At 70.1% G+C, this 11,033-nt stretch carries 10 protein-coding genes; 8 read left to right on the top strand and 2 right to left on the bottom strand.

Features of this window, described 5'->3' with window-relative positions:
* Window positions 1-328: 328 nt before the first annotated feature.
* The 8 genes from GA0115254_RS24145 (at window position 329) to GA0115254_RS24110 (ending at window position 9,426) form a co-directional block, all read left to right on the top strand.
* Window positions 329-523: a hypothetical protein gene (locus tag GA0115254_RS24145; RefSeq protein WP_093897370.1), complete on the top strand. Its 195-nt coding sequence runs from the start codon at window positions 329-331 to the stop codon at window positions 521-523.
* Window positions 520-915, top strand: a complete 396-nt coding sequence (locus GA0115254_RS24140; protein ID WP_093897369.1) for a hypothetical protein — start codon at window positions 520-522, stop codon at window positions 913-915. Before GA0115254_RS24145 ends, GA0115254_RS24140 begins: the two co-directional genes overlap by 4 nt.
* A 128-nt stretch (window positions 916-1,043) precedes the next feature.
* Complete coding sequence (locus GA0115254_RS24135) at window positions 1,044-1,610, top strand: 2Fe-2S iron-sulfur cluster-binding protein (protein ID WP_093897368.1); 567 nt, start codon at window positions 1,044-1,046, stop codon at window positions 1,608-1,610.
* Window positions 1,607-2,593: an FAD binding domain-containing protein gene (locus GA0115254_RS24130; RefSeq protein ID WP_093897367.1), complete on the top strand. Its 987-nt coding sequence runs from the start codon at window positions 1,607-1,609 to the stop codon at window positions 2,591-2,593. Before GA0115254_RS24135 ends, GA0115254_RS24130 begins: the two co-directional genes overlap by 4 nt.
* A gap of 42 nt (window positions 2,594-2,635) precedes the next feature.
* Complete coding sequence (locus GA0115254_RS24125) at window positions 2,636-4,735, top strand: xanthine dehydrogenase family protein molybdopterin-binding subunit (protein WP_093897366.1); 2,100 nt, start codon at window positions 2,636-2,638, stop codon at window positions 4,733-4,735.
* Window positions 4,736-4,909: 174 nt separating this feature from the next.
* The gene (locus tag GA0115254_RS24120; protein ID WP_093897365.1) at window positions 4,910-5,419 is read left to right on the top strand and encodes an ATP-binding protein; all 510 of its coding nucleotides are present in this window, start codon (window positions 4,910-4,912) and stop codon (window positions 5,417-5,419) included.
* Between the two features lie 184 nt (window positions 5,420-5,603).
* The gene (locus GA0115254_RS24115) at window positions 5,604-7,028 is read left to right on the top strand and encodes an NADP-dependent succinic semialdehyde dehydrogenase (protein WP_093897364.1); all 1,425 of its coding nucleotides are present in this window, start codon (window positions 5,604-5,606) and stop codon (window positions 7,026-7,028) included.
* A 10-nt stretch (window positions 7,029-7,038) separates the two neighbouring features.
* Entirely contained in the window at window positions 7,039-9,426 is a 2,388-nt protein-coding gene (locus tag GA0115254_RS24110) for a phosphoketolase family protein (RefSeq protein WP_093897363.1), read from the top strand.
* Window positions 9,427-9,454: 28 nt separating this feature from the next.
* On the opposite strand, the gene GA0115254_RS24105 is transcribed toward GA0115254_RS24110, so the two are convergent.
* Together GA0115254_RS24105 and GA0115254_RS24100 are read right to left on the bottom strand one after the other, a co-directional pair.
* The gene (locus tag GA0115254_RS24105) at window positions 9,455-9,778 is read right to left on the bottom strand and encodes a plasmid stabilization protein (RefSeq protein ID WP_093897362.1); all 324 of its coding nucleotides are present in this window, start codon (window positions 9,776-9,778) and stop codon (window positions 9,455-9,457) included.
* Window positions 9,779-9,908: 130 nt separating this feature from the next.
* Window positions 9,909-11,024, bottom strand: a complete 1,116-nt coding sequence (locus tag GA0115254_RS24100; RefSeq protein WP_093897361.1) for a baeRF3 domain-containing protein — start codon at window positions 11,022-11,024, stop codon at window positions 9,909-9,911.
* Window positions 11,025-11,033 lie beyond the last annotated feature (9 nt).

The raw sequence follows: 11,033 nt of genomic DNA, 5'->3' as shown, positions 1-11,033 counted from the left end.
CCGTCGGCGAGGGTGAGGGCCAGCGCACTGAGGTCTCCGTTCGACTACGTCCATGCCTCCCGGATACCCCGAGGCGGAGGCATCACTCGGCAATGACTGTGAATTCATGTTTTAAGTGGATATAAACCTAAAAGTGTTTCGGTCCCACGAGGGGCGATCGGAGGGGGTCCTCGGCGCCTGGACCATCCGCTCGCCGACGGCTTCGTGTCGCCGTCACCCAGCCGTGGGGCGAGCCTGGAGAGGATCGAATCCTCGAATCGCTGGAGGGAAGCGATGGGAGTGCCGAATCCGCTCAGCCGACGGCCGGTCCGGGGATGGTTCCGGCGGGGTGGGTGCGGCGCTCTTCGGCGGCCGCGGCCGACCGGCCGCCGTCGGGGCCGGGCTCGCCGTGCTCGCCGGTTCGGCGTGCGCACGCTTCGGGATCTTCGCGGCAGGCATCGCCTCCACCGAGGACCCCGTCTGCGCCGTCGGCCCCCAGCGCGGGGACGCGCCACACAACGCCGAGCGGAAGGAACCGCGGTGAACAGCATCAAGGAGAAGCAGACGGAGGAGAACCTGCACGTCGAAGACGTGTCTGTCGTCATCTGCGGGTGCGATACGGGCGACGCGCGGATGGTCTTCGACGCGCTGCGGGCCGCCTTCACCACCGACCGGGCCTCGGCCGACGTACCGAAGAAACTCGCGGAAAGGCGCCCCACCGCATGGGTGGCGACCGTCGATGTCACCGAGGAGAGGGTGGTCTCGGGGCCGGTCTCACTCGGCGGACCCGTGTCGATCGATGTGCAGGGCGGCTACTGGGCGGTCGAACGGCTCCGGCGGAGCCTGGCGCATGCCTTCGACGTACGGGTCGTCGGGACGGTTTCCGGAGACCAGGAGGAAGAGGTACGCCTCCGCCTGAAAAGCCGGGAGAGCTGAGAAGCCGGGAGAGCCGAGAGAGCCGAGAGGCCGACAGGTCACGGCCCGGCGACGGAGCAATGAAGCAGGAAGGTAATACATATCTGATAGAAAGTGGACAAAAGGCCACCCCTGAAAGGTGCGAGTGAGTGGACCCCTCTCGCGGGCGGGACGACGGTGCGCAACAGCCGGGAGCAACCGGCGACCGTTCCACCCTGACACTGCACATCAACGGAACCGAGCAGACCCTGACGCTCGATCACCGCACCACGGTCCTGGACGCGCTCCGCGAAAACCTCGGCCTCACCGGCGCGAAGAAGGGCTGCGACCACGGACAGTGCGGGGCATGCACCGTCATCGTCGACGGACGGCGCGCCAACAGCTGCCTGCTGCTCGCCGTCGCCCACGACGGCGCCCGCATCACCACCGTCGAGGGCCTCGCCGACGGCGACCGGCTCCACCCCGTCCAGGAAGCCTTCCTGGACCGCGACGCCCTGCAGTGCGGCTACTGCACACCCGGCCAGATCTGCTCGGCGGTCGGCATGCTCGGCGAGGCGGCGGACGGCTTCCCGTCCCATGTCACCGCTCGCACCGCACCCGTATCCACCCCGGCGCCGCTCGACACCCCCGAGATCCGCGAGCGGATGAGCGGCAACCTGTGCCGCTGCGGCGCCTACCCCCGTATCGTCGAGGCGATCGAGGACGTGGCGCCGTGAAACCATTCGCCTACCTCCGCGCCCGGTCCACCGCCGAAGCGGTCCGGGAGAGCTCCGCCCACCCAGGCGCCGGATTCCTCGGCGGCGGCACCAACCTCGTCGACCTGATGAAGCTCGGAGTGGAAACCCCCCACCTGCTCATCGACATCAGCCGACTGCCCCTGGACCAGGTGGGTGACACCGACGACGGCGGACTGCGCATCGGCGCGACCGTACGCAACAGCGACCTGGCCGCCCATCCCGCTGTACGCACCCGCTACCCCGTCCTGTCGCAGGCACTGCTGTCCGGCGCATCCGGGCAGCTCCGCAACACCGCCACGACGGGCGGCAACCTGCTGCAGCGCACCCGGTGCCTCTACTTCCAGGACACCTCCAAGCCCTGCAACAAGCGGGAACCCGGCACCGGCTGCCCCGCCCTCGAAGGCGCCCATCGCGATCTCGCCGTACTCGGCCACTCCGAGCACTGCGTCGCCACGCACCCGTCCGACATGGCGGTGGCCCTGTCCGCGCTCGACGCCACCGTCCAGCTGCACGGGCCGGACGGCGAACGGACCGTACCCGCCACCGAATTCCACCGGCTGCCGGGTGACACCCCCCACCGGGACACCGAGATCCGGGTCGGCGAGCTCATCACCGAGGTGGTCCTGCCACCGCGCCCGGACGGCTCCGGTTCCCTCTACCGAAAGGCCCGCGACCGCGCCTCGTTCGCCTTCGCCCTCGCGTCCGTCGCCGCGGTACTGAGCGTCCGCGGCGGCCGGATCGAGCATGCGGCGCTGGCCTTCGGCGGGCTTGCCCACCGGCCCTGGCGCGCACACGCCGCAGAAGACGCACTCCGGGGCGCACCGGCGACCGACGAGACCTTCGAACGGGCCGTGGACGCCGAACTCGCCGCGGCCCGGCCGCTGCGCGACAACGCGTTCAAGGTGGGTCTCGCCCGCAGTCTGGCCGTCGACGCGCTGGCCGAACTCGCCGCTGACAGCTGAGCAACCGCACAAACGCCGACCCGTAGACGTGAGGACCCCGTCATGAGCCAGGCCACTCCACCCCTGGGCACCCCCATCGCACGCCGCGAGGGCCGGGACAAGGTCACGGGCACCGCCCGTTACGCCGCCGAGCACACCCCGCCGGGCTGTCTGTACGGCTGGCCCGTCCCCGCCACCATCGCCCGCGGCCGCGTCAGTGCCGTCCACACCGGCGAGGCGCTGGCCCTGCCGGGCGTGCACGCCGTCCTCAGCCACGACAACGCCCCGCGGCTGAAGCAGCCCGACGACCCGATCCTCGCCGTCCTCCAGGGCGACCGGGTCCCGCACCGGGGCTGGTACATCGCGCTCGTGGTGGCCGACACGTTCGACCAGGCCCGTGCCGGGGCCGAGGCACTGCGGATCGCGTACGAGGCCATCGAGCACGATGTCCTCCTGTCCGAGAACCACCCCGGCCTGTACACGCCGGAAACCGTCAACGGCGAGTACCCCGCCGTCCGCGAACGCGGCGACGCCGACAGGGCCTTCGCCATGGCACCCGTACAGGTCGACGCCACGTACTCCATCGGCGCCCTGCACAACCACCCCATGGAGCCACACGCCTCCACCGCGCAGTGGGCGGAGGACGGGCACCTGCACGTCCACGACTCGAATCAGGGCTCCACCACGGTCCGAGAGAGCCTCGCCACCGCCTTCGGGATCCGGCCGCAGCAGGTCACCGTGGTCTCCGAACACGTCGGGGGCGGCTTCGGCTGCAAAGGCACCACACGCCCGCAGGCCGTCCTGGCGGCCATGGCCGCGCGCCACACCGGACGCCCCGTCAAGGTAGCCCTGCCCCGGCGCCAGTTGGCTGCCGTGGTCGGCCACCGCCCGCCCACCGTGCAGCGGCTCCGGCTCGGTGCCGAACTCGACGGTACCCTCACCTCGGTCTCCCACGAGGTCATCACCCAGACCTCCACCGTCAAGGAGTTCGTCGAGCAGGCGGCCGTTCCGGCCCGCATCATGTACGGGTCGGCTCACAGCCGTACCGCCCATCGTGTGACCGCCCTGGACGTGCCGAGCCCCTCCTGGATGCGCGCACCGGGCGAAGCCCCGGGCATGTACGCCCTGGAATCCGCCATGGACGAACTCGCCACGGCCCTCGGCATCGACCCCGTCGAACTGCGCCTGCGCAACGATCCGGCCGACGACCCCGACTCGGGCCGCCCGTTCAGCAGCCGGGGCCTCGCCGCCTGTCTGGAGGAGGGTGCCGCACGCTTCGGCTGGTACGACCGCGATCCGCGTCCCGCGGTCCGCGAAGAGGGTCCGCTGCTGATCGGTACGGGCGTCGCGTCCGCCACGTATCCCGTGTACATCGCCGGCTCAAGCGCCTCTGCACACGCGGCCCCCGACGGCTCGTACCGCATCCAGGTCAACGCCACCGACATCGGCACCGGCGCCCGCACCGTACTCGCGCAGATCGCGGCCTCCGTACTGGACACCCCGGTGGAGAACGTCCGGATCGACATCGGCAGCAGCGAACTGCCCGACGCCCCGTTGGCCGGCGGCTCCTCGGGCACGGCCTCCTGGGGCTGGTCCGTGCACAAGGCTTCCACTGCCCTCCTGCGGCAGCTGCGCGAGCGCACCGGCCCACTGCCCGCCGAGGGACTGACGATCTTCGCGGACACCGGGCAGGAGACCTCCGAGGAGTCTCCGTACGCACGACATGCGTTCGGTGCTCAATTCGCCGAAGTCGCTGTCGACTCCCGCACCGGAGAAGTGCGGGTGCGCCGGATGCTCGGTGTCTTCGCCGCCGGTCACATCCTCAACCCCCGTACCGCACGCTCCCAGTTCATCGGAGGGATGACCATGGGGATCGGCATGGCCCTGACCGAGGGCAGCACCATGGACCCCGTCTTCGGCGACTTCACCGAGTGCGATCTCGCCTCCTACCATGTGCCGGTCTGCGCCGACGTACCGGAGATCGAGGTGTACTGGATCGACGAGGGCGACCCGCATCTCAACCCGATGGGCAGCAAGGGCATCGGCGAGATCGGCATCGTCGGCGCCGCGGCGGCCGTCGGCAACGCTGTCCGGCACGCCACCGGCGTCCGGCTGCGCAGCCTTCCGCTCACCCCGGACACGCTCCTGCCGTATCTGCTCTGACCTGGGCAGATGCTGGTTGTATGGCAGACCTGTCGGCCTCCGTGTTGCGCACCCGGGTCTGCTGGGTCACTCTGTTGAGTGACCCAGAAGTGGCATCTGCTCACTCTTCGTATTCGGGGGGTCGTTGGTTCAATGGGGCGAAGTCAGTGGGCCTCGATCTGAGGAGCCTCGACGATGACCGTTCAATTCGACCGGCACTATCTGGTCGAACTCCAGGTTTCGGCAGAGCGTGTTTCGCAGCTGCGGCGGATAATCGCCGCGCACCTCCGCCATTGGAGTCTCGAACTTCATATCCGGCCGGTGTGCCGAGGTGTGGAGGAGTTGCTGACCAACGTCCACCGGCATGTCGGTGACGACAACAACTGTGTCGTCGAACTCCGCTGGTCCGGGCGGCATCTCACGGTCTCCGTCGCCGACAACGGCTCCGAGATGCCGCGGCTGCTCAGCACCGGCGGCGGTGGTCTCAGCCGCGTCATGGCCCTGAGCGACAGCTGGGGCACCTGCCGCACGGCCGACGGCAAAGTTGTCTGGTTCACCCGGTACGCGAAGGAGCCGCGCACCGTCGACCTGGTGCCGCTGCCGCCGCTGCCCGGTGCGGGCGAGTTCCGTCGTCCGCCCGTCGCCGTTGCGGACCCCGTTCCCGAAACCGCGACGGCGTCCGACTCCGCCCCCGCTCTCGTCTGAGCCGGGCCACCAGGACCGGTACTGCCGGCCTCCGTACCCGTTGAACGCCTCACCTCCCGGCGCGGACGGCGTGCACACCGCACGCATGGTCCGCGCCGGTCGGGTATCCGCCCGGCAGGGCCCGCGTTGCGGCACGGCGCGCGGCGCTGCACGGTCGAAGTACCGAGGCAAGGAGGCCGCAGTCATGCCCATCGCGACGGTCAACCCCGCGAACGGCGAGACGCTCAGAACGTTCGACGCACTGGGAGAGGCGGAGATCGAGCAGAAGCTCGACGCCGCCGACACCGCGTTCCGGCAGTACCGCACCACCGGATTCGACGAGCGGGCGGGCCTGCTGAACCGGGCCGCCGGTCTTCTCGACGAGGACGTGCAGGACATCGCGCGCACCATGACCACCGAAATGGGCAAGCCCGTCAAAGCGGCCCGAGCGGAGGCCGCCAAGTGTGTGAAGGCGATGCGCTGGTACGCGGCCCACGCCGAAGAACTGCTCGCGGACGAGCATCCGCCACCGGACGATGTGCAGGACTCCGGTGCCTCCAGGGCCTATGTCCACTACCGCCCACTGGGCGCCGTCCTTGCCGTGATGCCGTGGAACTTCCCGCTCTGGCAGGTCGTACGATTCGCCGCCCCCGCGCTGATGGCCGGGAACGTCGGTCTGCTCAAGCACGCGTCGAACGTCCCGCAGACGGCGATGTATCTGGAGGGCCTGTTCCGCCGGGCCGGATTCCCTGCGGGATGCTTCCAGACACTGCTGGTGGGATCCGGAGCGGTCGAGTCGATCCTCCGCGATCCCCGGGTCGCCGCTGCCACCCTCACCGGCAGCGAGCCGGCCGGCCGCTCGGTCGCGTCGATCGCCGGCGACGAGGTGAAGCACACCGTGCTGGAACTGGGCGGCAGCGACCCGTATCTCGTCATGCCGTCGGCGGACGTCGCCAGGGCCGCCCGGACCGCTGTGACCGCCCGCGTGCAGAACAATGGCCAGTCCTGCATCGCCGCCAAACGGTTCATCGTGCACACGGAGGTGTACGACGAGTTCGCCGAGCGGTTCACCGTGGGTATGCGTGATCTGACGGTCGGCGACCCGCTGCAGGAATCCACCGACGTCGGACCGCTCTCCAGCGAACAGGGCCGCGCAGACCTGGAGGAGCTGGTGGAGGACGCGGTACGGCAGGGCGCGAGCGTGCTCTGCGGAGGCGGCCGGCCCGACGACCTGGGCCCGGAGCTGGAGCGGGGCTGGTTCTACGCACCCACTGTCCTCACCGGGATCACGACCGGCATGCGCATCCACCGCGAGGAGACCTTCGGCCCCGTCGCCACGCTCTACCGCGTCGAAGGGCTGGACGAAGCCATGGCGCTCGCCAACGACAGCCCCTTCGGGCTCAGCTCCAACGTATGGACCCGCGACGCGGACGAGGCCCGTCGCTGTGTGCGCGATCTGGAGGCAGGTGGTGTCTTCTTCAACGGCATGACGGCGTCCCATCCCGCGCTGCCCTTCGGCGGCGTGAAGCGCTCCGGCTACGGACGCGAACTCTCCGGGCACGGCATCCGCGAATTCTGCAACGCGACCACGGTCTGGTACGGCCCCGATCCCGTCGACGCCACGTCCTAGGAGACACAACATGAGTCATGCCGCCCACCCGGCAGTGACGCCCAGCCCCTCCGACGAAGAGATCGCGGCCCTCGACGCGCACTGGCGTGCCGCCAACTATCTGGCCGTGGGGCAGATCTATCTGATGGCCAACCCGCTCCTGACCCGGCCGCTCACCCGGGAGCACATCAAGCCGCGCCTGCTCGGCCACTGGGGAACTTCACCCGGACTGAACCTGGTCCACACCCATCTCAACCGCGTCATCAAGTCCCGCGGCGTCCAGGGCCTGTGCGTCTGGGGTCCCGGCCACGGCGGACCCGCCGTCCTCGCCAACTCCTGGCTGGAGGGCAGCTACTCGGAGACGTACCCCGACGTCAGCCGTGACGCCCAGGGCATGGGGCTGCTGTTCAAACAGTTCTCCTTCCCCGGCGGGGTGCCCAGCCACGTGGCACCGGAGACTCCCGGCTCGATTCACGAGGGCGGCGAGCTCGGCTACGCACTCACCCACGCATACGGTGCCGCCCTCGACCACCCGGACCTGCTCGTCACCTGCGTCATCGGTGACGGGGAGGCCGAGACCGGACCACTTGCCGCGTCCTGGCACTCCAACAAATTTCTCGACCCGGTGCACGACGGAGCCGTCCTGCCGATCCTCCACCTCAACGGCTACAAGATCGCCAACCCGACCGTTCTCGCCCGCCTTCCCGAGCCGGAACTCGACGCCCTGCTGCGCGGATACGGGCACGACCCCCTGTATGTCGGCGGCGACGACCCCCTCACCGTCCACCGGGCGATGGCCGCCGCGATGGACCGGGCCGTGGACCGCATCCGGGAGCTCCAGGCCGCAGCCCGTACCGGCGGCGACACCGAGCGCCCGCACTGGCCGATGATCGTGCTGCGCACCCCCAAGGGCTGGACCGGCCCGGTCGAGGTCGACGGGGCGCCCGTCGAAGGCACCTGGCGCGCCCATCAGGTCCCGCTGCCCGGCGTCCGGGACAACCCCGAACATCTGCGCCAGCTGGAGGCGTGGATGCGCTCCTACCGGCCGGAGGAACTCTTCGACACGTCGGGGCGCCCCACTGCCCAGGTGCTCGACTGCGTGCCCGAAGGCACCGCCCGGCTCGGCGCGACCCCGTACGCCAACGGCGGTCTGCTCCTGCGCGATCTGCCCATCCCGCCGCTGGACGACCACGCCGTCGACGTCGACAAGCCCGGCACCGTGCTGCACGAGCCGACGCGAGTGCTCGGCGGTCTGCTGGAGGCCGTCATGGCCGCCACCGCCGAACGCCGCGACTTCCGGGTCGTGGGCCCCGACGAAACCGCGTCGAACCGGCTCGACGCCCTCTACGAGTCCTCCGGCAAGGCATGGCAGGAGCGGATCCTGCCGACCGACGAGCACCTCTCCCGCGACGGACGTGTCATGGAGGTGCTCTCCGAGCATCTGTGCCAGGGCTGGCTGGAGGGGTACCTCCTCACCGGTCGGCACGGCCTCTTCTCCTGCTACGAGGCGTTCGCCCACATCGTCGACTCGATGGTCAACCAGCACATCAAATGGCTCAGGACATCCCGTGGGCTGGCCTGGCGCCGCCCCATCGCCTCGCTCAACTACCTGCTCACCTCGCACGTATGGCGCCAGGACCACAACGGGTTCTCCCATCAGGACCCCGGCTTCGTCGACCACATCCTCAACAAGAGCCCGGAAGTCGTACGGGTCTATCTGCCGCCGGACGCCAACACCCTGCTCTCCACCGCCGACCACGCACTGCGCAGCCGGGACTACGTCAATGTGATCGTGGCGGGCAAGCAGCCGAGCTTCGACTGGCTCACCATGGACGAGGCCCGGGCGCACTGTGCCCGCGGAGCGGGTGTGTGGGAGTGGGCGGGCACGGAGGACGGCAGCCGCGAACCCGACGTGGTGCTCGCCTGCGCCGGTGACGTACCCACGCTGGAGACTCTGGCGGCAGCCGATCTGCTGCGCAGGCATCTGCCGGAACTGGCGGTACGGGTGGTCAATGTGGTCGACATGACGCGGCTGCTGCCCCAAGGGGAGCACCCGCACGGAATGCCGGACTCCGAGTACGACGCGGTATTCACCAGGAACACCCCGGTGATCTTCGCTTACCACGGCTACCCGTGGCTGATCCACCGACTGGCCTACCGGCGGGCCGGCCATGCCCATCTGCACGTGCGGGGCTACAAGGAGAAGGGCACCACCACCACGCCCTTCGACATGGTGGTCCGCAATGACCTGGACCGATACCGGCTGGTCATGGATGCCATCGACCGGGTACCCGGCCTCGGCGTCCGGGCCGTGGCGGTGCGCCAGGCGATGGCGGATGTCCGTACCCGCCACCACGCCTGGATCCGTGAACACGGCACGGACCTGCCCGAGGTGGCCGACTGGACCTGGAGCGGCTGACACCGCCCCCGGTCCCCGTGACGTGGGCTCAGCGGCCGACGGCCTTTGCCAGCTGGGCCTTCGTCATGTGGGACCGTCCGTGGACGTTCTTCTTCCTCGCCTCTTCGTAGAGCTGGTCGCGAGTGGGCCCCTCGGCTCCGCTGTGGGAGCGCAGACCGCCGCGTCGTGAGGACGACATGTCCTCGATGGACGTACGGCTTGCGGTCCTCGACTCGCCGGCGCGGGCGCGCTCCTTGTTGACCGTGCGGGCCGCGATCTCCTCGGCCCGCTCCTCGCTGACCCCGCGCTCCTGCGCGCTCTCCTTGATGTGTTCGTACTGTCGTTCCCGTTTGGGGTTGGATCCGCGTGGCATGGTGCGCTCCTCTCGCTGGGATCCGCCCCGGGACTCGGTCCGGGGCGGATCGGGCCCTTCCCCAGTGTCCCAGCGGCCCCCGGAGCCCGCATGCCTGCCACCTGCCCGAAGCGGCGTGCTGCCGGCCTGTTCAGTAGCGCAGGGCCGCAGCGATCCGCCCGTACTCCGCGAGCGAGTCGTCCGCGAGGAAGACCACGTCGGTGCCGCTGTCCAGCGCCGCCTCGACGAGCTCGTCCACGATGTCCTCTCGGACCGAGCCGTCCGTGAGGTCCGCGGCTTCGCCGCTCACCGGTTCGAGGTGCTCGTCCGTCACCCGCACCGTCTGCTGGAAGTGCTCCTCCACCGCGACCAGTCCGGCGCGACCCTCCCGCACCGCGGCCCACACCTCGTCGAGACCACCGGCGAAGGCGCGACGGCCGCGTGCCTCGTCCAGTTTGCCGTCGATCTCCGCCGCGAACCGCTGCCGGCGCTCGTCGAGCGCCGGCCGCAGTTCCTTGAGCAGGTCGGCCGGTGTCATGTCGGCCGGTACACCCTTGGTGACCCGGCCCACGGCCGATTTGGCGCCCTCTCCGACCTCGTCCAGCAGGGCGAGCGCGGGGGCGAGGCCGACCAGATACAGCGGGCGCGGGTCCGTGGCCAGTACCGTGCGCAGCTTCTCGTCGGCGGTGCGCAGGAAGTTGCGCGTCTCCTCGTCGCTGAAGGTGCTCGGTGTGTCGCCGATCCGCTCCTCGCGCTGCGGGTTGGGAGCCTCCCTCGGAGCCGTCAGCGGGAATCCGCCGCTCTGCTCCTCGTGCAGGACGTCCGCCGTACCGCTCCACAGGGCGGCGTGCTCGGCCGACACGGTGAGCGCCCAGAACGGCTGGGCCTGGGCCTTCGCCGCGACCAGGTTGCGGGTGAGATAGGTGTCGCTGAGGACCACCCGCTCGGGTGCGGTCCGGGGAAGCTGCCAGATCTGGTGTTCGTCGGCGGTGGCGAGGACGACCAGGGCGTCCAGGGCCCGGCGAGGGTCCACCTCGTCGACTGTCCGGTCGAGCTGCTCCTTGATGGCGTTCCGGGCCTCGCGGGTGACCGCGGGATCCGCTTCCAGCCGGCTGACGGCCCCGGACACCAGGTTGCGCAGCCGAACGGCGTCCTGGGCATTGTCCGGGGCGCGGCGGTGCGTCGGCATGGTCAGGGACACGGCCGGATAGGGCTTGGCCGCCCGCAGTTCCTGCAGCAGGCCGGTTGTCAGGGCGTCCGCATCCATCGTTCTCTC

It is taken from the genome of Streptomyces sp. Ncost-T10-10d, assembly GCF_900091955.1.
GTDB lineage: Bacteria > Actinomycetota > Actinomycetes > Streptomycetales > Streptomycetaceae > Streptomyces.
The sequence above is the reverse complement of the archived record's forward strand: the minus strand, read 5'-3'. Positions and strand labels throughout refer to the sequence as shown.

Excerpts from the sequence above, each read along its gene's own strand:
- GA0115254_RS24125 (WP_093897366.1), top strand. The coding sequence starts at position 2,636 with ATGAGCCAGGCCACTCCACCCCTGGGCACCCCCATCGCACGCCGCGAG.
- GA0115254_RS24120 (WP_093897365.1), top strand. The coding sequence starts at position 4,910 with ATGACCGTTCAATTCGACCGGCACTATCTGGTCGAACTCCAGGTTTCG.
- GA0115254_RS24115 (WP_093897364.1), top strand. The coding sequence starts at position 5,604 with ATGCCCATCGCGACGGTCAACCCCGCGAACGGCGAGACGCTCAGAACG.
- GA0115254_RS24110 (WP_093897363.1), top strand. The coding sequence starts at position 7,039 with ATGAGTCATGCCGCCCACCCGGCAGTGACGCCCAGCCCCTCCGACGAA.
- GA0115254_RS24105 (WP_093897362.1), bottom strand. The coding sequence starts at position 9,778 with ATGCCACGCGGATCCAACCCCAAACGGGAACGACAGTACGAACACATC.
- GA0115254_RS24100 (WP_093897361.1), bottom strand. The coding sequence starts at position 11,024 with ATGGATGCGGACGCCCTGACAACCGGCCTGCTGCAGGAACTGCGGGCG.